At 65.7% G+C, this 21,318-nt stretch carries 19 protein-coding genes; 7 read left to right on the forward strand and 12 right to left on the reverse strand.

The window, feature by feature from the left end:
* Positions 1–399: 399 nt before the first annotated feature.
* Entirely contained in the window at positions 400–1,656 is a 1,257-nt protein-coding gene (locus ACXJ16_RS02415) for a CaiB/BaiF CoA transferase family protein (RefSeq protein ID WP_463921151.1), read from the reverse strand.
* Between the two features lie 138 nt (positions 1,657–1,794).
* On the opposite strand from ACXJ16_RS02415, the gene ACXJ16_RS02420 reads away from it, so the two are divergent.
* The gene (locus ACXJ16_RS02420) at positions 1,795–2,598 is read left to right on the forward strand and encodes an SDR family NAD(P)-dependent oxidoreductase (RefSeq protein WP_463921152.1); all 804 of its coding nucleotides are present in this window, start codon (positions 1,795–1,797) and stop codon (positions 2,596–2,598) included.
* Positions 2,599–2,604: 6 nt separating this feature from the next.
* Here ACXJ16_RS02420 and ACXJ16_RS02425 read toward each other — a convergent pair whose 3' ends face one another.
* Positions 2,605–3,549, reverse strand: coding sequence for a GGDEF domain-containing protein (locus ACXJ16_RS02425; RefSeq protein WP_463921154.1), 945 nt, complete (start codon positions 3,547–3,549; stop codon positions 2,605–2,607).
* Between the two features lie 229 nt (positions 3,550–3,778).
* Here ACXJ16_RS02425 and ACXJ16_RS02430 point away from each other — a divergent pair, with 229 nt between their 5' ends.
* A complete protein-coding gene (locus ACXJ16_RS02430) occupies positions 3,779–4,273 on the forward strand; it encodes a VOC family protein (RefSeq protein WP_185997042.1) in 495 nt (164 codons plus the stop codon).
* Here ACXJ16_RS02430 and ACXJ16_RS02435 read toward each other — a convergent pair.
* A complete protein-coding gene (locus tag ACXJ16_RS02435; RefSeq protein ID WP_324695982.1) occupies positions 4,221–5,261 on the reverse strand; it encodes a substrate-binding domain-containing protein in 1,041 nt (346 codons plus the stop codon). The genes ACXJ16_RS02430 and ACXJ16_RS02435 overlap by 53 nt on opposite strands.
* A gap of 176 nt (positions 5,262–5,437) precedes the next feature.
* Here ACXJ16_RS02435 and ACXJ16_RS02440 point away from each other — a divergent pair, with 176 nt between their 5' ends.
* On the forward strand, positions 5,438–6,631 hold the full coding sequence (locus ACXJ16_RS02440; protein ID WP_324695980.1) for an acyltransferase family protein: 1,194 nt from the start codon (positions 5,438–5,440) through the stop codon (positions 6,629–6,631).
* Positions 6,632–6,729: 98 nt separating this feature from the next.
* On the opposite strand, the gene ACXJ16_RS02445 is transcribed toward ACXJ16_RS02440, so the two are convergent.
* The 8 genes from ACXJ16_RS02445 to ACXJ16_RS02480 all read right to left on the reverse strand — a co-directional run bounded on the left by ACXJ16_RS02445 (position 6,730) and on the right by ACXJ16_RS02480 (position 15,178).
* Positions 6,730–7,899, reverse strand: coding sequence for a thiolase family protein (locus ACXJ16_RS02445; protein ID WP_454797421.1), 1,170 nt, complete (start codon positions 7,897–7,899; stop codon positions 6,730–6,732).
* The gene (locus ACXJ16_RS02450; protein ID WP_054440887.1) at positions 7,899–8,303 is read right to left on the reverse strand and encodes a Zn-ribbon domain-containing OB-fold protein; all 405 of its coding nucleotides are present in this window, start codon (positions 8,301–8,303) and stop codon (positions 7,899–7,901) included. The genes ACXJ16_RS02445 and ACXJ16_RS02450 overlap by 1 nt, the downstream gene beginning before the upstream one ends.
* Before the next feature lie 113 nt (positions 8,304–8,416).
* Positions 8,417–9,337 carry a TIGR03619 family F420-dependent LLM class oxidoreductase gene (locus ACXJ16_RS02455; RefSeq protein WP_463921155.1) on the reverse strand — a complete coding sequence of 307 codons (921 nt, stop codon included), beginning with the start codon at positions 9,335–9,337 and terminating at the stop codon, positions 8,417–8,419.
* An 11-nt stretch (positions 9,338–9,348) separates the two neighbouring features.
* The gene (locus ACXJ16_RS02460; protein ID WP_463921156.1) at positions 9,349–10,557 is read right to left on the reverse strand and encodes a CaiB/BaiF CoA transferase family protein; all 1,209 of its coding nucleotides are present in this window, start codon (positions 10,555–10,557) and stop codon (positions 9,349–9,351) included.
* Positions 10,544–11,704 carry a CaiB/BaiF CoA transferase family protein gene (locus tag ACXJ16_RS02465; RefSeq protein WP_463921158.1) on the reverse strand — a complete coding sequence of 387 codons (1,161 nt, stop codon included), beginning with the start codon at positions 11,702–11,704 and terminating at the stop codon, positions 10,544–10,546. The genes ACXJ16_RS02460 and ACXJ16_RS02465 overlap by 14 nt, the downstream gene beginning before the upstream one ends.
* Positions 11,701–12,453 carry an SDR family NAD(P)-dependent oxidoreductase gene (locus tag ACXJ16_RS02470; RefSeq protein WP_463921159.1) on the reverse strand — a complete coding sequence of 251 codons (753 nt, stop codon included), beginning with the start codon at positions 12,451–12,453 and terminating at the stop codon, positions 11,701–11,703. Before ACXJ16_RS02470 ends, ACXJ16_RS02465 begins: the two co-directional genes overlap by 4 nt.
* Positions 12,453–13,880, reverse strand: coding sequence for an aromatic ring-hydroxylating oxygenase subunit alpha (locus ACXJ16_RS02475; RefSeq protein ID WP_463921160.1), 1,428 nt, complete (start codon positions 13,878–13,880; stop codon positions 12,453–12,455). The genes ACXJ16_RS02470 and ACXJ16_RS02475 overlap by 1 nt, the downstream gene beginning before the upstream one ends.
* Positions 13,881–13,891: 11 nt before the next feature.
* Complete coding sequence (locus tag ACXJ16_RS02480; RefSeq protein WP_463921162.1) at positions 13,892–15,178, reverse strand: metal-dependent hydrolase family protein; 1,287 nt, start codon at positions 15,176–15,178, stop codon at positions 13,892–13,894.
* Positions 15,179–15,439: 261 nt separating this feature from the next.
* Here ACXJ16_RS02480 and ACXJ16_RS02485 point away from each other — a divergent pair, with 261 nt between their 5' ends.
* The 4 genes from ACXJ16_RS02485 (at position 15,440) to ACXJ16_RS02500 (ending at position 20,507) form a co-directional block, all read left to right on the forward strand.
* On the forward strand, positions 15,440–15,754 hold the full coding sequence (locus tag ACXJ16_RS02485; protein WP_054440888.1) for a 2Fe-2S iron-sulfur cluster-binding protein: 315 nt from the start codon (positions 15,440–15,442) through the stop codon (positions 15,752–15,754).
* 119 nt (positions 15,755–15,873) lie between these two features.
* A complete protein-coding gene (locus ACXJ16_RS02490) occupies positions 15,874–17,211 on the forward strand; it encodes a cytochrome P450 (protein ID WP_463921163.1) in 1,338 nt (445 codons plus the stop codon).
* The gene (locus tag ACXJ16_RS02495; protein ID WP_454797412.1) at positions 17,211–18,080 is read left to right on the forward strand and encodes an SDR family NAD(P)-dependent oxidoreductase; all 870 of its coding nucleotides are present in this window, start codon (positions 17,211–17,213) and stop codon (positions 18,078–18,080) included. Before ACXJ16_RS02490 ends, ACXJ16_RS02495 begins: the two co-directional genes overlap by 1 nt.
* 66 nt (positions 18,081–18,146) lie before the next feature.
* Complete coding sequence (locus tag ACXJ16_RS02500) at positions 18,147–20,507, forward strand: TonB-dependent receptor (RefSeq protein WP_463921165.1); 2,361 nt, start codon at positions 18,147–18,149, stop codon at positions 20,505–20,507.
* Here the strand turns inward: ACXJ16_RS02500 and ACXJ16_RS02505 are convergent.
* The gene (locus ACXJ16_RS02505) at positions 20,495–21,286 is read right to left on the reverse strand and encodes an alpha/beta fold hydrolase (protein WP_463921166.1); all 792 of its coding nucleotides are present in this window, start codon (positions 21,284–21,286) and stop codon (positions 20,495–20,497) included. The genes ACXJ16_RS02500 and ACXJ16_RS02505 overlap by 13 nt on opposite strands.
* Positions 21,287–21,318: the final 32 nt, after the last annotated feature.

A 21,318-nucleotide genomic window follows, 5' to 3' on the forward strand; every position in this document is an offset into this window, starting at 1 on the left:
GGCAGGAAATCTCCTTTGTCGGCGATGCGCTATACCGAAGGCGATGGGCAGCTATCTGCCGATCTGAGCCGGTGAGACGCCTATTTCGCAACCGGCCTCCACGTTGTCATCCTGAACTTTTGTCAGGATCCATGTCTAGACCCATGTTTGTTGTTGGGCAGGGAGACTTGCCCTCGGTTTGGGCGATTTGGCGGCGAAGCTTTCGGTGGGATGGATCCCGAAACAAGTTCAGAATGAGGAACTGCGCGGACGGCACCTTGCCTTTGCAACAACCATCTTCGCCATCCTTGCGTCGGCGGGGATTCCGCTATTCCTACGGAGGCGGCGCGGCAAAAGGCCGCGGGCCCCAGCCTGGGCGACGGAGTTTGAGCGTTGGGCAGGCGTCTACCCAGCAAGCCCTCAGATCGCGCCCACTTCTCGCAATTCCGCCATCCTCGCTTCATCGATACCGATCTCCGCCAGCACTTCGGCGGTATGTTCGCCCAGCATGGGCGGGGCCATGCGGATGGTTGCCGGGCTGGCCGACATCTGGGCGAGCGGGCTGGCGATGAGGTCCACCGAACCGCTTTCGGCCCAGGCGTGCGGCGTGGTGGCGCGCAAGTTTCGGTGCTTGACCTGCTCATCCTCCCACACGTCCGCCAGTTCGTTGTAGCGCGCGGCGGGAATGCCGACGCCGTCGAGCATGTCTTGCATCCGGGTGACGGTGAAGCCCGCGCTCCAGGCGTTGATGAGGTCCATCAGTTCGGCGCGATTGGTCTTGCCGCGCTTCAGGTTGCTGTCGAAGCGCGGGTCGGTGAAGAGTTCGGGCTGTTCCATCAACACGGTCAGGCGGCGATAGTGCTCGTCGGTGCCGGCGGTGAGGTAGATGATGCCGTCGGCGCAGCGCATCAGGTCTGCCGGGCCGCCGCCGTTGCCGCCGTTGCCGAGGCGGGGAGGGGCCTGGCCGCTGATGAGGTAATCCTGCATGATATGGCTGACCATCGCCACCGAACTGTCGAGCAGGGCGATGTCGATGAACTGGCCCTCGCCAGTTCGATTGCGGTATTGCAGTGCGCCGAGGATGGCGAGGGCGGTGTTGTGGCCGGTCACGAAATCGACGAGGCTGGGTCCGGTCTTGAGCGGGCCGCCGCCGGGCTGGCCTTCAGGAAGGCCGGTGACGGCCATCATGCCCCCGGTGGCCTGGAACAGCCCGTCATAGCCGGGCCGCGCCGCCATCGGGCCGGTCTGGCCGAAGCCGGTCACCGAGCAGTAGATCAGGCGCGGGTTGATGGCCTTCAGGCTCTCGTAATCGAGGCCGAAGCGCGCCAGATCGCCCACCTTGTAATTCTCGATCAGGACATCCGCAGTCTTCACCAGCTCCTTGAGGATGGCCTGACCTTCCGGCTTGGAATGGTTGAGCGTGATGGAGCGCTTGTTGCGGTTGGACACGGTGAAGAAGCTGGAATGGCGGGTCTCGATCCCGTCCTTGCCGGGCACCCACGAGAAGCCGTAGCCGCGCCCGTCGTCCCCCACGCCGGGGCGCTCGATCTTGATGACGTCGGCGCCGAGGTCTCCGAGGATCTGCGCGCCCACGGGGGCGGCGAAGACGCGGCTCATGTCGATCACGCGGATGCCGGCCAATGCCGCCTTGGCGGCGCTCTTGTCGTTGTTGCTCATCGTCCGAACCTAGTCAGAGCGGAGAGGCGGGCCAAGGCGGGGGGCGGCGCTTATCGCAGCGACGATCAAGGCGGCCTGCCGCTCAAGTCAGGGCTTATCCCGCCCGCCAAAGCCGGTTAGCGCGGGCGCAACGGACACATGAAAAAGGGACTGGGCGAGATGAAGACGGCCATCATCACCGGGGCAGGCAGCGGCATCGGCCTTGAAACCGCAAAGATACTCCATGGCGAAGGCTTCGCCATCGTCGGCGTCGGTCGCAGCAAGGACAAGCTGGCCACGCTGGAGGCAGAGATCGGCAATCCCGACCATGTGCTGGCGATATCGGCGGACCTTACCGACCCGGCCGCGCCCGCGCGGATCGTGCAGGCCACGCTGGACCGGTTCGGCCGGATCGATGCGCTGGTGAACAATGCCGGTGTCGGCAGTCCGAAGCCGCTGGACGAAACCGACGATGAAACGCTGGACGATTTCCTCGACATCATGCTGGTGGCCCCGTTCCGCCTGTGCCGCGATGTGATCCCACACCTATCGCAGGGCGCGAGCGTGGTGAACGTCACCAGCACTTTCGCGCATATCGGCGGGCGGCGTGGCGGCGCCTACTCGGCGGCGAAGGGCGGTCTCAAGTCGCTGACCGAACACATGGCCTGCGAATACGGACCGCGCGGCATCCGCTCGAACTGCGTGGCGCCGGGGGTGACGATGACCGACATGGTGCGCCACCGTTTCGAGGATGAGGGCTTCAAGCGCGCCAATGTCGAAACCACGCCCTATCCGCGGCTTGCCCAGCCCGGGGATATCGCTTCGGTGATCGCGTTTCTCTGCCTTCCCGGCAGCGAGATGATCAATGGCCAGTCGATCGTCGTCGATGGCGGCTGGACGGCGACGAAATACCTCTCGCCCCGCGTCACCCGCACCACATGGGTCGAGCCTGACGGACAGTAAGCGGGGTTAAGGCGCGGTGCAGACCACGTTGCCGCCGCGCCGTTTCGCCTCGTAAAGCGCCGCGTCGGCCCGGTGGAACAGGGCTTCCGGATCGACGCCTCCGGCGCGGTCGGGGAAGGCCATGCCCGCGCAGGCGCCAAGCGGGAGGTAGCGTTCCTGCCAGATCACGGGAGAGGCCAGGGCGCTCATGCGGTGCCGCACGCATATCTCGAGCCCCATCCGCGATCCCGTGCGGCCCAGGATCATCGCGAATTCGTCACCCCCGATGCGGGCGATAAGCCGGGCTTCGGGGAACGTGGCGCGCAGCCGGCGGGCGAAGCCGGTCAGGCAGGCATCGCCGGCGGCATGGCCCCACCTGTCATTGACGGCCTTGAAGGCGTTCATGTCGAACAGCACGATGGCGCCGATGTCCGAAAGGCTGTCGTCGCCGGCGGGCCGGTCGAGGAATTCGGACTGGAAACGGGCGCGGTTGGAAAGGCCGGTCAGCGCGTCATTCTCGGCCATCTGGCGAAGCCGTTCCCAGCGCAGGCGTTCCTCGGTGATGTCCTGCTTCATGCCGTAGAGGCTGACGGGGCGGCCGTTCTCGACACGGGTTGCCGCGGTCAGGCGCATCCAGCGCAGTTCGCCGTCGGCGCGCCTGATCTGCGCTTCCATCGAGAATCCGGAACGCGCGGCAATGGCCTGCGAGCGTAGCCGCTCGAGCGTGGCGCGCGAATCCTCGGCGTAGAATTCAAGCGTTTCGCGGCGGTCCATCTGGCGGTGGAGCGGGGCGCCGAAGATCTGGAACACACCTTCCGTCCAGGAAAGCTCTTGCGTCCGCAGATCGCAGGACCAGGCGCCGATCGATGTCAGTGCCGCTGCCTGCGCGTATAGCTGCGCCGGATCGCTTGCGATCATGCGGGCAGCGCCGGGCGCGGGGATCGTGCGAGACTGGATGACGGCGTGATCCAAAAGGCGGGAACCTCGGGGGGAAGAGGGTCGCGCTCCGTTACGGGAGCTTGGCTTAGGGGTAAGCACTTAAGGTAAAAGGAATACTAAGCATAGGGTCTTGAATGGTCGCCGGGTGGCATCATTCATTGCCGTTTCGCCAACGGCGATGCTCCCTCCCGGTCAAGCTGGCGCGGTTGTTCGCCGGCCACCGGGCGCCGATAATGCCGCCTCAATCGATCGGGAAGAGGCGATGATCCGGGGCATCCATCATGTCGGCGTGAACTGCCGCGACCTTGCGCGAATGACGCGTTTCTACTGCGAAGCCTTCGGTTTCGCGCCGGTGGACGAAGGGTTCGGCTGGGCGGACGAGCCGGTGATGGACCGCATCGTCGATGTGGCCGGATCGGCGGCGAAGGGCGTGATGTTGCGGGCGGGGCAGTGCTATCTCGAACTGTTCGAGTATTCCGCTCCGCCTTCCGACATCGCCCGGCCGCTCAGGCCCAACGATCGCGGCTATACGCATTTCTGCATCGATGTGACCGATATCGAATCGGACATTCTCCACCTGAAGGCCTGCGGCATGACCTTCGGCGACCGGGATTTCGTTGACGTGGGCCATGTAAGCACGATCTACGGCTACGATCCCGAGGGCAACGTGATCGAGGTGCAGCAATGCATGCCGGGCAACGGCTTCACGCTGGAGGAACTCGGCCAGGGAAATGCGCTGCGCGCCCGGGCGGAATGAGGGGATCGGAGCCGATGCCTTCCCCGGTGTAGCGGCTGACCGAGCCGCGCAGGCTGAGGTCGGCCGCGAAGGTGTGGCGGGCGATTGCTCCGTCCGTGATCCGGGTGAGCGCCTCTCGCGCGATGGCGGCCCAGGGGACGCGCATCGATGTGAGTGGCGGCAGGGTCCGGGCCGCCAGCGGCGTATCGCCGAACCCCACGACCGAGAGTTCACCCGGCACCGAAGTTCCGGTTCGCGCGGCGGCATGGAGAACGCCGGCCGCCATCTCGTCGTTGCAGCAGACGATCGCGCTGGGGCGGGGGCTGACGTCGAGCAGGAGCAGGCCCGCCTCGATCCCCGATTCGAAAGTGCCGTTCCCGGAAACGACGAGGGGCGGCCCCCTTCCGCCCCGGTCCGCCATGGCATCGAGGTAGCCCTGTTCGCGCAGGCGCGGTCCGGGCGAGGTTTCCGGTCCGGCGACAAGGCCGATGCGGCGATGCCCTTCGGCCGCCAGCCAGTGCACGAGTTCGGCCATCGCCGCGCGGTCGTCACAGGCAAGGCCGGGTTCGCCGGGCCGGGAGCAGGGCACGCCCGCCGCTGCGCACATTTGGGCAAGGGCGGGATCGGACGAGAGCGGCGGCAGCAGGATCGCGCCGCTCGGGCGGTGAGCGGCCAGGAACCGCTGCAATCGCTGTGCGGGATCGGCGGCGAGCAGATGGACGGCCAGGGCCGGGCCACCGTCCTGAAGTTGTGTGAGAAGTTCGGTTTCCATCACGCTGGCAAGGGCGGGGTCCGAGCCGTCGTGCAGTAGGACGATGAGCGCGGGGCGAAGCCCTGCGCTGGCCGGTTGGCGATGCGCGAAGCCCAGTTCCGCCATCGCCGCCTCGATAAGGCCGCGCGTATGTTCGCTGATGGTTGCAGAGCTGTTCACCAGGCGGCTGACGGTCTTGCGCGAAACCCCTGCGAGCCGGGCGACATCGTCCATGGTGGGGCGCGAAGGAGGTGGCATCCGGCCATCATGGGAGGGCTGCGCAGACCCCCCAAGCACAATCCGCCCCGATCCGGATCGGTCGCCCGGCAATGCCCCTGCGACGACCTGATACAACCCCGTTATTGCGGAAAACGGGCGAAATCCCTAAGTGGGCCGTGCTTCCGCACTGGCGGATCCGCCCACCCCACCGGAGAATGATGAAGCCCGTCCCGTCGCAACGCCACTATGGAATGGATTGGCTGCGCGTCGGCGCGTTTGTTCTGCTGATCTTCTATCACGTCGGCTTTTCGTTCACGCCGTGGGGCTATCAGACCCCCACGCGCGGTGTCGTGGCGTGGGCCGAGATCCCGCTGCTCGGCCTGAGCGCATGGCGTCTGGCGCTGCTTTTCGCGATCTCCGGCTATGCCAGCGCGGCGCTACTCAAGAAGGACGGCAACAACCGCGTTTTCCTGAAAAGCAGGGTGCTGCGCCTTGGCATTCCGCTGCTGTTCGGGTTGACCGTGGTGGTGCCGCCGCAGCCCTACATGGGGCTGATCAACAGCGGCTACGCGCATGGCTACGGCTATTTCCTGCTGCACGACGCCTTCAGCTTCCGGAAGGTGGGCTATGAAAGCCTTCCTGCGACGATGCACATGTGGTTCGTGATCTACCTGCTGGTCTACACGCTCCTGCTCTGCTTCGCCCTGATGGCCTTGCCCGATGCATGGCGTGCCAAGCTGCAAAAGGCCGCGGAGCGCGTGCTGTCCGGTCCGGCCCTGCTTCCGGTGGGCATCGGCCTGATCTTCCTTGTCCGCCTGATCCCTTATGGCTGGACCGACATCCACAACCTGCTGCAGGATCGGGCCGCGCATCTGCATTACGGCGGGATGTTCCTGTTCGGCTTCCTGCTTCGCGGATCGGTGCCGATCCAGCAGGCGATAGCGCGGCAGTGGAAAGTGGCGCTGGTGCTGGGGATCGCGGGCTATGCGTGGGTGATCCGGGATTCGCTGCTCTATCCGGGAAATATTCCGACCCCGGCTGCCTGGGAGCAGCCGCTTTCCTTCGCCAAGTCGATGCAATGCTGGGGCACCGTGATCGCGCTGTTCGGCATTGCCGACCGGTTCTGGAACTTCGACAGCCGCTGGCGCGTGACGCTGGTGGAAGCGGTCTTCCCGATCTACATCGCGCACCAGACGGTGATGGTCTTCGTGAGCTACGGCCTGCGCGACATGGGACTGACCGCGCTTCCGGAATTCCTGACTCTCTGCCTCACCGTGGCGGGCGGTTCCTGGCTGTTCTATCTCCTCGGGCGCGAAATCGGCCCGCTGCGCCCCCTGATCGGGCTCAAGCGGCACCGCACCCGCAAGCCTGTAGGTGAAAAGGAACCGGCGCTGGCCTCGATCGGCTGAGTTTCGGTTCTAGCGTGCTTCGGCAAGTTGCCGGTCTCGCCCCCGCAGGACATCCCCGACCTCGCAGGAGGAGAGCCCGCGAGGTCGGAGTCTACAAGTCAATCGCGCGCCAGCAGCAGCGCTGCCGCCATCGGGCCGCCGCCCGAGGTGGCGACCGCGAGCTTGGGGTCGCCGCCGATCTGCCGTTCGCCGGCTGCGCCGCGAAGCTGGGTCACGGCCTCGTGCGCGAAACCGAAACCGTGCAGCCGGCCCGCGCCGAGCTGCCCGCCGAACGTGTTGAGCGGCAATTCGCCATCGCGCGCGATGCGCTTTCCACCTTCGATGAAGCGGCCGCCTTCGCCCTTGGGGCAGAACCCGAGCCCTTCCAGCCAGGTGATCGGCAGGAACGCGAACCCGTCGTAGAACTGCACGGTATCGACATCGGCCGCCGTGTAGTCGGTGCGGGTCCAGAGATCGGCGCCGGTTTCGTAGGCGGCGAATTCCTCGACCTGATCCCACGAGTAGCGATCCACCGAACCGGACATGGCGGCGATGCGGATCGGCGTTGCCGTGACTTCGTCCAGCGCGTCACCCGCCGAGACGATGACGACGGTGGAAGCGTCCGAGAAGCGGTCGCAATCGTAGAGGCACAGCGGCGTGGTGATCATCCGCGCCGACATGTACTTGTCGAGCGTCAGTTCTTCCTTGGTGATCGCCCGGGCGCGCGGGTTGGCCATGGCGTTCTTCGAACCGTTGATGGCGATCTGGGCGAGCTGTTCGCGCGTCATGCCGTAGCGGTGCATGTGCCGGGCCGCGTACTGCGCCGTCCAGCAGGCTGCCGATGTGGCCCAGAACGGGCTGGTCCACTGCGAGGACCCGGTGACGGTATCCTGCTTCGCGCCGGACATGTACTGAGCCGGATCGGCCATGCCGCCCGCTTCGTAGACCGTGCGGAAGCAGATGACGTGGCGGCAGACCCCCTGCTTCACAGCCATGGCCGCCATGCCGATGGCGGAGAGCTGCGCGGGCTGTTCCATCGCGCCCATGTGCCACTTCGACTTGATGCCGAGCACTTCGATGAGGTCTTCGCTGCCGACCGGGGAGAAGGCGGTATAGCCGTTCATCTTGCCGGGGTAAGTGAAGACGCCGTCGATCTGGTCGAGCCGGAGCCCGGCATTGTCGAGCGCTTCGCGCACCGCATCGACCGTGAGAAGCAGCGGATGGCGCGGCAGGCGCACGCCGACTTCGGACTGGCCGACGCCGGTGATATAGGCTTCCTTGCTGGCCATCAGGCGACTTTCTCGAAGAGGGGATAGAATATGCCGTCCTGTTCCTCGAAGGTGACGCGAACCTTGTCCTCGAAGTCCACGGTTTCCACGGGGCTACCGACGATGTTGGTGGTGAGAAACACGCCGGGCGCGCCGTCCAGCTTCACGCGGGCGATTACGTAAGGCACTTCCAGCCCCTTGGCCCAGGGCTGGTGGTTCACCGTGAAGCTGTCGATCGTGCCGGTTCCGGGAACGGCGTGGGGGGCAACGTTCTCCGACTGGCAATGGCGGCACAGAATGCGCGGCGGATGCGTGAATTCTCCGCAATCGCCGCAACGGGTGATGTTGAGCTGTCCTTGGCCACCGCCGGTCCAGAAGGCGGTGTTTTCCTGGTCCAGCTTGGGCTTGGGCCTGGGTGGATTCATGTCGGGTCTCTCCCCTGTTTTGCCGGGACAGTTCGGTGTGGCGGGGCTTTGCGTCAAGGCGAGCGGGGGATTGATCGCGGGGGCGCGCGCGATCCTTTCCCCGCATTCACCGCTCAGCGCAGGCCGGGCATGATCTCCTCGGCGATCCACTGGGTGTAATCGCGATAGGCCTCGATTCCCGGCAGATTCGGGATCGGGATCGAGCTCCAGGTAACGCCCCATTCGGCCAGTTGGCCAAGCCGGTCCAGAAGCTGCTGCCCGGTCTGGCCGGGCCGGGCGGAAGGGTCGTGCTGTACTTTGTGCCCCTCACCGACGCGCGCTGTGGAAATGCCGTAGAACACGTCCGCAAGCTGACCGTTGTAGTCCGGCTGCGAGCGGATGAAGTCGATCCTGTCGGGGATCGTCTCGGGCTTCGTCAGGAACGGCCACCAGCCTTGCGCATAGCGCGCGGTGCGCTTCAGCACGGCATCGGCATCGCCGCCGAACCATACCGGGATATGCGGTTTCTGCACCGGCTTCGGTTCGAAAGCGACATCGCGGAAGGAGACGTATTTGCCCTCGAATTCCGGGTTTTCCTGGGTCCAGAGCGCGAGGATCGCCTGGATGTATTCCTCCGCCATGGCGCCGCGTTCGTGGAAGGGGATGCCGAGCAGGGCGAATTCGTCCTCCAGCCAGCCGACTGCGAACGTGATCGTCACGCGGCCGGAAGAAAGCCAGTCCATCGTCGCCAGCGCCTTGGCGGTGACGATCGGGTGCTGCGCGGGCAGGATGGCGATGCAGGAATTGACCCGCACCCGCTCTGTGGCCCCGGCGAAGTGGCTCATCGCGGTATAGGCGTTGAAGTAGAATGGGCCGGACAGATCGACGTGGGCTTTCGGGATCACGTGATGCTCGGGCACCGCGATCATCTCGAACCCCAGCTTTTCCGCCCATTTGGCAAGGGCGGTCTGGTCCGCGCCGGTTACGGCCAGTTCCCATGGCTGCATCGTCGCCTTGAGTTCGAGCATGTGCGGCATCGCGAATGCGAGTTTCAAGAATTCACCCTTCAGTCGATCACTTTGCGGGCTATCAGATCGTCCATTTCGCTTTCCGACAAGCCCAGAAGCTCGCGGTAGACATAGCTATTGTGCTCGCCGAGGAGTGGTGCACCGCGTTCGACCTGCGGGCCTTCGGGGCTGATCCGCCATGACGGGCCGATGATCGGACGGGTGCCGTTGCGGTGATCGCTGACCATGCGGAAGGCGTCGCGGCCCCAGAGGAAACCGTCCGAGCAGAGGTCCATCGAACTCATCGCCTTGAACGCCGGAACGCCTGCGTTTCTGAGCTTTTCGGCAAGGTCTGCGGCGTGGTGCGGGCGGGTGAGCGCGGAGAGTTCGGCATCGAGTTCGGCGCGGTTGGTCAGCCGGTTTGCCAGCGTCGTAAAGCGCGGGTCGGTGGCGAGGGCAGGGGCGCCCAGCGTGTTGCAGAGTGCGCGCCATTCGGCCTCGTTCGCCACCGCGATACTTGTCCAGTCGCTCTCGCCGCAGGGGTAGAAACCGTGCGGGGCCATCTCCGGGTGGTGGTTACCGTCGGCCTTGGGCACGTCTCCGGTGACGCTGGCGGCGAAGAGGCTGTCTCCGACGAGGCTGGTCATCGCCTCCACCGCCGACAGGTCGATGAACTGGCCTTCGCCGGTGCTCTCGCGGTGGTGGAGCGCGGCCACGCAGGCGAGTGCGGCAAGCGCGCCGGCGGTGGAATCGCCGTAGCGGATGTTCATGCCCTTGGGGGTCTCGCCCTCATGCCCCGCCAGCGCGGTGAGGCCGGAGAGCGCGGCGAAGCAGGGGGCGTAGCCGGTCTGATAGCCCAGCGGGCCGTCGCTGCCCCACATCTTGATCGCGCACTGGATGAGGTCCGGCTTGATCGCCTTGAGGCTTTCGTAATCGAGGCCGGACCGCTCCATCGCGCCGGGGCGGATGTTGTCGATCAGCACGTCGGCCTCGGCGATCATGCGCTTCACGAGGTCCAGCCCCTCGGCGGTCTTCATGTTGACCTGAACCGAGAGGATCTCCTGATTGATCGACAGGAAATAGGGCGCGGCGTCGATGTCCACGCCGCCATAGGCGCGCATCTCGTCGAGGTTGGAGCGGGATTCGATCTTGATCACTTCCGCGCCGAGGTGGGCGAGCAGCTTGCCCGCGTAAGGACCGGCCCAGACTTTGGTGAGTTCGACGACGCGGATGCCGGCGAGGGGGCCTTTCCGGTCAGGAAGCGGCATCGAGGATCTCCTCCTGATCGGCGCCGAGACAGGGTGCTGCGGCCTTCACCGAAACCGGCGTGGCGCTCATGCGGTAGGCAGCGGTGGGGTAGGAGACGTCTCCGAACGCCGGATGCTCCCCCTGCTGGAAGAAGCCGCGATGGACGAACTGTTCGTGGCGGGGCAGGTCATTCGCGGTCTGGACCGGCACCATGGCGACACCCGCTTTCTGTGCGGCCTCGGTAATCGGATGCTTGTCCTGCCGGGCGATCCAGCCTGTGAAGTGTTCGCGGAATTTCGCGACATTGGGCGGCGTACAATCGAACTCCAGCCAGTCCTCCCGCAGTTCCCGCCTCCACTCCGGATCGCCCATCAGCGCGCAGAGGCCCTTCCAGTGCGCGCGGCTGGTCATCAGCAGGAAGACATGCCCGTCGCGGCAGGCAAAGGACGTGCCGGGGCCGCCCATGTCGTAGGCGGTGCGCGCGTCGCTGGGCTCCGCCTCGCCCGCCAGCATGCGGTCCAGCACGCAGTCAATGCGGTTCAATTGCACTTCCACTTCGGAAATATCGACGAACTGGCCCTGACCTTTGCGGCGCAGGCGCAGCAGCGAGGCGAGCGTGGCCAGCGCGGCGTCGATCCCGGCTTCGTAGTCCGAGAGGAACCGGCCCGCGCCTTTGAGCGGCGGCTTGTCGGCAGGCGTTTCGCTGGGGCTGTGGTAGGCCCAGCCGCCAGCGGCGATGACGTTGATCGGGCGGGCGGATTGCCAGCCTTCCGGCGCATCCTGCCCGAACGGCGTGACCAGCGTGTGCACCAGCGCGGGATGCGCGGGGGCGACCGCTTCGGGCAAGAGGCCCATCGCCCTGCACCAGCCCGCGTTGTGATCGTCGATCAGGCCATGGGCGCGAGCGAGCAGGCGGTCCAGCACCTTGCGATCCGCGGCATCGGCAAGGTTCAGCATGACCGATTTCTTGTTGGTATTGAGGTAGGCGAACAGCGTCGATTCCCCCGCCGCGAAAGGCCCCATGGCGCGCGTCGGAGCGCCGCCGGGGCGTTCGATCTTGATCACTTCGGCGCCGAGATCGGCCAGCAGCTTGCCGGTATATTCCCCGCTCACCCGCTCGGCGACCTCGATCACGGTAAGCCCTTCGAGGGCGCCTCTGCTCGTCATAGCGATTGCCCGTCGTCGATCGTGAATGTGGCGCCCGTCACTTGCGCGGAGGCATCGGAAAGCAGGTAGAGCAGGGTGGGCGTCAGCGCCTCGGCATCGAGCAGGCGGCGGCGGTGGAGGGCGGCGATATCGGCTTGTCCGCGCTCGCTGGCGAACCAGTCGGTGTTGATCTCGGTGGCGATCCAGCCGGGTTGCAGGGTGTTGACGTTGATCCCCTGCCGTACCCATTCGCGCGCCAGTTGCCGGCCCAGGTGGGCAAGACCCGCCTTGGTGGCCGCATATAGGGCATCGCCGGTGCCGTTCTGCAGCGCGGTGATCGATCCGATCAGCACCACGCGCCCGCGTTGATGCTCGCGACTGCCGCCTGCGATCAACCGCCGTCCGGCCTCGCGCGCGACCAGCATCGCGCCGAGCAGGTTGGTATCGAGCACGCGGCGCAGCCCGTCTTCCGGCACGTCGGTCGAGCGGCCGCCGGTGCCGACACCGGCATTGCAGATCACGCCATCGATCGTGCCGAACCGGGCCCCTGCCGCATCGAAGGCGGAGCGCACCGAAGCCTCGTCCGTCACGTCCAGTTCGACGGCCAGTGCCTCGCCCATTTCCGCCGCCAGCTTGGCGCAGCGGTCCACCCGCCGCGCGCCCAGCACGACGCGTCCGCCCGCAGAGGAAATGGCGCGCGCGAAACCGGCGCCGATCCCGGAGGAGGCGCCGGCGACGAAAACAGTGCGACCCGATAGTGAAAACGTCATCAGCGTTGAAGGGCCCTAAAGTCAGGTTGATAGGGCGGCAGCGCCATGTACTTGTCGATGGTCTGTTCGAAGTGGCGCACGCGCACTTCCTGATAGTCGCCCAGGGTGATGCCGGGCTTGGCGCTGGCTTCCAGACCTTCCTGCTGGGCGTAGAGGTTGTCGGTATCCTGATCGAGGATATGGCCGAAACCGGGGTCCATGCCCTGCGCTTCTGCAAAGGACTGGTGATCCTGAAGGATCTCCACCTCGGCAGTCTCTACCTCGCCGCCGTCCTTGGGCTTGGGCCGCATGAACATCACTTCGTAGATCGTGCGGCGATGGTCGCGCGCGTCGGGGCGGAAACGGTAGATCATCGGCAGCGAGATGCCGGGGAACAGGAACAGGTTCGGGAAGAATGTGTAGCTGTAGGTATCGAGCAGTTCGGTATCCGAAACGTGGCTGAGATCGGTGTTCGTTGCCGTTTCGAACATGTCGCGGAACATGTCCGCCATCACTTGCCGCGCGCGCTGGCCCGCCTTCAGTTCGGGCTTGCTGCCGCCCAGCGAGGAACTGTCGCCCAGCGTGAAGTTGGCGATGATGTCCGCCTCGCTGTACTTGTCGCGCAACTTTGGGCTGACCACGCCGAGCGTGGAGATGAAGCGGTCCACATGATCGCCGTAGACATCGTACTGCGAGTTTACGTCGCCATTGGCGGGCGCGACTTGCGGGTGCGTGTCGCCGACGTGATAGGCCTCCATGAAGGCCTCCATCGTCAGCTTCCAGTTGGCCGGATAGCTCTTCTGGACGTGGAGGTAGATGTAGCGATCCTCCAGCTTCCACGCCTTGAGATGGGCGAGGGCCTCGGCGCCGAGGTACTCCTCAAGGCTGGGCGCGGCGGGGTCCATGTTGACCCAGACGAAGCCGCCCAGCCGCTCCACCCGTGCTTCGGGCAGGCACATCTTCCGCGTGGCGACATGGGCGAAGTCCCACTTTTCGGGGATTTCCTTCAGCGATCCGTCGAGGTTCCAGGTCCAGCCATGGAACGGGCACTTCAGGCTCGCCGCGAAGCCCGCCGTGCCGGAGGGCTTGAGCTTGGTGCCGCGATGGAGGCAGGCGTTGAAGTAGGCGCGGATCTCGTCATCGTCACAGCGGGTGACGATGAAGGAGTACGATCCGATGTCGTAGACGTAATAGTCGCCCACTTCGGGAATGTGATCCTCTCGGCAAGCCATCTGCCAGGTGCGCGTCCACATCCGCTCGAACTCCGCTTTGGCGAAGGCGGGATCGGTGTAGCGCTGCTTGGAAACGTCCTCGCTGCCGAGGTAGTGGTAGCTCTCGCTGGCGGCCCAGGCGGGGGCTGCGTTGCGGTCGGCGGCGATGATGTCCTGCGTTGATTCGGCGGGGCAGCGGGCCTCGCCGGGCTGCAGCGTTCCGGTGGCGACGTTCATTCCGAGGCTCCTTATTCCGCCGCTTCGAGCGTCGGCGTGCTCGCATGTTTTGCGAGGGCAGGGCTGATTTTCTGAACCGCGCCGTCCTTCATCACGAAGGCGACCTTTTCCGGCCCGGCGAGGATGGAAATGTCCGCAAGCGGATCGCCGTCGACCAGGATCAGGTCGGCCAGCTTGCCCGGCGCCAGCGTGCCGAGTTCGCCGCCGTATCCCATGGCGAGGCCGCCGTTGCGGGTGGCGCAGACCAGCGCCTCGGCCGGGGCGTAGCCGTAGAAATCGACGAAGGATTTGAGGTCGCGCCCCTGCGTACCTTGCGGGCTCCAGCCGAAGCCATAGTCGCCGCCGATCAGGTGGCGGATGCCGCGCTTGCGCAGTTCGGTATGCGTCTTCACCGAGTTTTCCAGCAGATCCGGAATGTTCATGTAGCCGCCCAGTTCGGGGGAGAGGCCATGCGCCGAAGCCTCGCCCGCCATGATCTGCGCGAAGAGGCCGACGGTGGGCACCACGAAGATGCGGTCCCGCGCCTCCTCCATCATGTCCAGCAGCTCCTCGTCCACGTATTCGCAGTGGAACAGGCCGTCCACGCCCGCGCGGACGCAGTGCTTGGAGCCTTCGATGGAGCGGGTGTGGGCGTTGATCTTGCGGCCATAGGCATGGGCCGTCTCGGCGGCGACGCGCACTTCCTCGAACGTCATCGGCGTCGTGTTGCCGGGGGTGCCGGGGTAGAACGGATCGCCCGAGACATCGAGCTTCACATTGTCGATCCCCTCGCGGCAGTGGAGGCGCACGGTCTTGCGCATCTCTTCCACGCCGTCGACGATGGCGGAGGGGCCGATCCGCGGATTGTGGAGCTTGCTCTCATCCCCCATCGCGCCGGTGACGGAGATTTCGAGGCCGCCTGCACGGATGCGCGGGCCGGGCAGACGGCCGGCGTTGACCTCGTCCCGCACGGCGACGGCCAGTTTCAGCTTCGCTTCGGACGCACCGTAGGCAGAGGTAAAGCCCGCCTCGATCAATGCCTTGGCCCCGCGCGCGGCGGTGAAGACTTGCGTTTCGGGACAGGGGGTGATCAGATCCTCGGTCGCGCAGACATTCTCGAACGAGAGGTGCGCGTGGCCTTCGACCATGCCGGGCATCAGGAACATGCCGCTGGCGTCGATCGTGATGTCGTCCGGCTGCGCGACGGTTGCGGTGCCGACTGAGGTGATACGGTTGCCCTCGACCACAAGGTCGCCCTTGATCGTGCTTTTGCCCGTCCCGTCGAATATCGTGGCGTTCTGGATCAGTGTCCGTCCCACGGTTTTTCTCCTTCTGGCCACGGGTGTTCTCGTGGCTCTTGGGGAGGCAGGTTAGGAGGGAGGTGCGGCGCGGCAAATGACGGGCCGGGCAGAGGGCTTGTCCTGTACCGGAAGGCCCGGCGGCTACGTGGTGGCGGTTTTCCCGCTGGGGCAAGTCGCAAGGCACGGGGAGCGCTTTGCGCGGCCTCCCGGCTGCGGCATCACCTATGAAAACCAAACGAAGAGGACCGGGCCGGACTTATGGGCAACCTTCATGTCACCATGACCGACATCGACGGCGTGAAGCACGAATTTTCCGATGTGGATGAGGGCGTGAGCCTGATGGAACTCGGCCGTGGGCGCGGGGTTGCCGGGATCATGGGCGATTGCGGGGGAGGCTGCGCCTGCGCGACCTGCCACGTCTACATTTCGCAGGACTGGTGGGACGAAGTGGGTGAGCCGGACGAGGTGGAGTTCGCCATGCTCGACATGGTGGCGGACGTCATGAAGGACACCAGCCGCCTGGGCTGCCAGATCAGGATGAGCGATGATCTGGACGGCTTGGAAGTCACCGTGGCACCTGCGTCGGGGTACTGATCCTTCCCCTCGGGGCAAGCCTTGGTTCGAGGGCGGGCATGGCTGGCCGTCGCGGCGCGGTCCATAGGACATGACAAGAGGCGGCACGAACCGCTGCATCAATTCACGGGACAGGGAACATGGCAACGTCAACGCAAATTGGGGCAAGCGAAGACCGGATCAGCGTGCGGCGGGAACTCACCGCCGAAGAGCAGGCGCTGCTGGGCAGCGGTTCGCTGGCCGATACCGCGATCCAGGCGCAGCCGAACCCGTTCTACCGCGTCATGCGCCACGGCGATCCGATCCACTATGACGAGCGTCTCGGTTCCTGGCTGGTGACGCGGCACGAGGATATTGCGCAGATCCAGTCCGACCCGGTGACCTTCTCGGTGAAGCACGGCTATTCCGAACAGCAGGCGCGCGGGATGCGGGAGGAGTTTCAGGCTTACCTCGAAGAGCATGGCGGGGGCTATTTCCCGGACGCGATCATGTCCGATCCGCCCTATCACACACGCATCCGCAAGCTGATGGAGCAGGCCTTCACCGCGCACCGCGTGAAGGAACTGGAGCCGCGCATCACCGAAGTGGTGCGCGGGGTGATCGCCGATGTGGTGGCGCGCGGCGATGGCCGGTGCGACGGTGTGAAGGACATCGCGATCCCGCTGACCATCCGGGTGATCGTGGAGCAACTCGGGCTGGATCAGGGCATGGAGGAGCAGATTTCGCGCTGGTCGGTCGCGGTCACCGCGCAGATCGGCGCGATGCAGAGCCGCGAGACGATGCTGGCCAACGCCGCGCAGATCGCGGAACTTCAGCAGTATCTGATCGCCAAGATGAGGCAGCGCGAGGCGAACCCGTCGGAAGACATGCTTTCCGATCTGGTTCATGCGCAAGTTACCAATGAGGATGGCGGCAAGGAGAAGCTGACCTTCGCAGAGGCTGTCTCGCTGGTGCGCGCCACGCTGATCGCGGGCAACGACACCACTGCGACCGCCATCGGCAACCTGTTCTACGTCCTCACCACGCGCCCCGGCATGGCCGAACTGCTGGAGAGCGTGGCGGACGACGATCGCCAGCTGGGTCGCTTCGTGGAGGAGCATTTGCGCGCCGAACCGCCGGTGCGCGCGCTCAGCCGCATGACCACGCGCGAAGTCACCGTGAACGGCACGACGATCCCGGCCCATGCGCATATGCTGCTGGTCTACGGATCGGGCAACGATGACGAGACGGTGTTCCCGGAGCCGCGCAAGTTCGATCTGACGCGCCCCAATCTCGGCCGTCACGTGGCCTTCGGCGGCGGCCCGCACCGCTGCATTGGGCTGGCGCTGGCGCGCATGGAAGTGAAGGTGGCCGCGCGGGAGATCGTCCGGCAGATGAAGAACCTGCGTCTCGCCATTCCCGAAAGCGCGATCCGCTACACGCCCACCGTCGCCACGCGCACCATCGAATCGCTGCCGATCACGTTCGAGGCGCGCTGATGGAACTTGCGGGCAAAGTGGCGGTCGTGACCGGCGGCGCCAGCGGCATCGGCCGCGCCACCGTGGAACTGTTCGCGGCGGAGGGGGCAAAGGTCGTCATCGCCGATATCGCCGACGAGGCAGGCGCGGCGCTGGCGGAAAGGCTGGGCGCTTCGGCGGTCTACCAGCGCACCGACGTATCCGATCCGGCGGCGGTGGAGGCGATGATCGAGGCCGCCGTCTCCCGCTTCGGCGGGATCGACGTGCTGTTCAACAATGCGGGCATGTCCTGCGGCGCGTTTCCCAGCTTTCTGGACGATACGCTGGAGGATTTCGACCGGGTGATGCGCGTCAACGTGCTTGGGCCCATGCTGGGCACGCGCAATGCGGCGCGGATCATGGCGAAGGCAGGCCCAAATGGTCAAAAACGGGGCGGCGTGATCCTCAACAATGCCTCCATCGCCGGCACGCTCGCAGGCCATGCGATGATGACCTATCGCGCGTCGAAGGCGGCGCTGATCCAGTTCTCCAAGTCCTCCGCCATCGATCTGGCGCGGCACGGCATCCGGGTGAACTGCATCGTGCCGGGCCATGTGCGCACCGAACTGTCCTCGTTCGGAGAGAAGGGGGCCGAGAACGGCCTTGCCGCGCGGATCGAGGAAGGAGTGAATGCGGTCTACCTCTCCAACCAGCTCATCAAGCGGCGCGGAGAGCCGGAGGATGTGGCGCAAGTGGCGCTGTTCCTCGCCAGCGACCGTTCGCGCCACATGACCGGCGCGGTGATCCCGGTGGAAGGCGGTGTGACCGTGGGCGATCCGGTCAACCATCTGGAGCAGATATTCGACGCTCGCGCCGCGGCATTCGCGGCGATGGAGCGGCTCGACGGCTGAAGACCCCGAAGACGGGGCGAAGCATTGGAAGCGGTGGTGTGCCGCTTTCCGGGGAGGAGAGGGACCATGAGGAACTGGCTGAAGGCCGCGCTGGCGGCTGGAACGGTGCTGTCTGGAATGGACGGCGCCTATGCACAATCGCAGCAGGCATCGCCGGGCGGCGTTACCATCCACGAAGGCGATATCGTCGTCACCGCGCGGCGGCGTGACGAGAGCCTGTCCACCGTGCCGGCGGCGATCACCGCCCTCAATGCCACCGATCTGGTCGAGCGCGGGGTGAAGACCGATTCCGACCTGCAACGCATCGCGCCGGGCCTGACGATCCGCCAGACGCAGGGCAACAACTCGCTGACCTATTCGATCCGTGGGCAATCGGCGGATACGTTCTCGGGTTCGCCCTCGGCGGTGATCGCCTACCTCAACGAAGTGCCGCTGACGATCAACAGCGCCTCCTCGTTCTACGATCTCGAGAACGTGCAGGTGCTGAAAGGCCCGCAGGGCACGCTGTTCGGCCGCAATGCCACCGGCGGCGCGGTGCTCTACAATTCGGCCAGGCCCAGCGACAAGCTGGAGGCGGCGTTGACCGGCCGGGTCGGCAATTACGGCATGTGGGAAGGCGAGGGGATGCTGAACGTGCCGCTGCTGGCGGACAAGATCCTGCTGCGCGGCGCCTTCGACGTGATCCGTAAGGACGGCTACATCCGCAACCTGCTCAACGACGAGCGTCTGGGCGACATCCGCCGCGACAGTGGCCGTGTGACGCTGACGGTGAAGCCCACCGACACGATCAGCAACACCACCATGCTGCAATATACCAACACGCGCGCCACGAATACCGGTGCGTCCTACACTTACAGCGTCTATTCCTGCGGCCAGACCAACAACGGCTTCGCGCTGACCTGCGGGGCAGGGCTGCTGTTCGGGCCGACGCTCGATTCCGTCGCCGGACCGGGCGCGTGGGAGGCTTATCTCGCCGCGCATCCGGATGCCTATGCGCCGGGCCTGATCGACTACGTGAACGAACAGCGCCGCATCGGGCCTTACAAGACGCGCCATCCCGGCGGGGCCAGCCACCATGGCAAGGACTGGTTCCTCACCAACACAACCGAAGTCGACCTGAGCGACAGCGCCAAGCTGCGCAACATCTTCGGCTGGTCGGATTCGAAAACCCGCTCCGAACAGCCGCAGCTCGGCGCGCCTTTCGTGACGATCCTGACCGCCAATGCCGCTGCGGGCGAATTCGGAAACCAGCTGAAGGTTCGCTCCGTCTCCGAGGAACTGCAACTGGTCGGCGATGCGATGGGCGGCAAGCTGGACTATATCTTCGGCTATTACTTCCAGAAGCAGCGCAGCGACACGCTCTGGCCGCAGACCTATTTCGATGTCTCGCCGATCATTCCGCCCAGCTACGTCACCAACAACTTCCGCATCCGCAACCGGACCAATGCGGTCTACGGCCAGGTGTCCTATGCCGTGTTGCCCGACCTGAAGCTGACCGGCGGCCTGCGCTACACCTGGGAGCGGGTCTCGATCGCCCAGTTGCCCGGCGCGACCTATACTTACGGCGCGCCGGACCAGAAGAAGACCTTCTCCGATCCGTCATGGGAAGTGGGGCTGGAGTACAAGGTTTCGCCGGAGTGGTTCGCCTATCTCAAGACGCGCGGCAGCTTCCGTTCGGGCGGCTTCAACGGTGCGGCCCCGCCGGTCAACGCGACGGCTACCGATGGCGGCAACCTGTTCAATTCCGAACATACGCAGGATATCGAAGGCGGCCTGAAGTTCGCCGGTGACGTGATGGGCCGCCCCGCGAACTTCGCCAGCGCCGTGTTCATCCAGTGGGTGCAGGATGTGCAGCGCGTGGAGTTCCCCGATCCGGACGGCCCCGGCGGGCTCGCCTCGATTGCGGTGACCGCCAATGTGCCTTCGGAACGCATCTGGGGCTTCGAGGCGCAGGGCAATCTCCGCCCGGCGACGTGGCTCGAACTGGGCGGTTCGGCGGCCTATACCAAGGCGACGTTTACGAACGGAAACATCGAACTGTTCGGTACGCCCTATTCCTATGGTCCGGTAGGCGATACGCCCGAATTCTCCGGCACGGCCTATGCGCAAGTCTTCCTGCCGGTGGGTGAGGAGGCGGGCGAAGTCTCGCTGCGCGGCGACCTTTACGGGCAGACGGCGCAATACTTCTCCAATGCGGCCAACTCGATCGCGCCGGGAACGAAGCTGCCGGGCTATGTGCTGGTGAACGGGCGGCTCGACTGGAACGGGATCATGGGATCGGACTTCTCAGCCGCGCTCTTCGTCAAGAACGTGACCGACAAGGCCTACTTCGTCGGCGGCATGACGCTGGCCGCAGCGCTGGGCCACAATGCCGCCGCCGTGGGCGAGCCGCGCACTTACGGGCTGGAGATCCGTTACCGGTTCTGAATGAAGGCGGTGATGTCCCCCGCCAGCCTGGCGGGAATTTCGAGGTTGAGCAGGTGGCCGGCACCTTCATGGTCGATCCGGGACACCTGTTCGCTCGCGGCATCGATCAGGGCGGCCATGAGCCGGAAGTCCTCGGTGTCGCGGCTGCCGGTCAGCAGCAGGGTCGGCGTGGCGAGATCGGTCAGCCGCTCGGCCTCGGGCAGTTCCGGGCGCTGGTCGTCCTGTATCCATTGGCGGCCGTGAAAGGCTTCTATCCCGGCGCGGAGCCGCTGCGATCCGGCGCTTTCGCGCGTGGTTTCGAACAGGGGGTGATTCCACCAAAGCTCCCGGGCGGACGCGATATCGCCGTCCCGTGCGGCGCGGCCGATCGCTTTCCAGCGCTCGATCCAGTCTGCGCTCCAGGACCAGCCCAGCATGAGCGGGCTGACCAAGACCAGCCGCCGCACGCGCTCCGGGTGGTTCAGGGCGAAGTTCAGCACGGTGCCCCCGCCAAGCGAGAGGCCGCACAAGTCCGCCTGCGCAATGCCGAGGGTGTCGAGCAGGGCGAGCAGGTCGTCCGAATGGGAGAACGGCACGCCGGGAGCGCCGGTGGAATCGCCGAAGCCGCGCTGGTCGTAGGCGATCAACGGAAGGTCGGCGGGCAGGGCGGCCACGATCGGCTCCCAGTCGTGCCGGGAGCCGCCGAAACCGTGGACCAGTACGAGCGGCGTCCCGGTTCCCTCGCGGCGGTATCCCGAGAGCGTGGCTCCGCCGGTTTCGATGCTGAAGTCTTGCGTCATGCGCAGGAGGCTAGCGCCCCCGCACGCATGAC

Source organism: Novosphingobium sp. TK71, assembly GCF_055361505.1.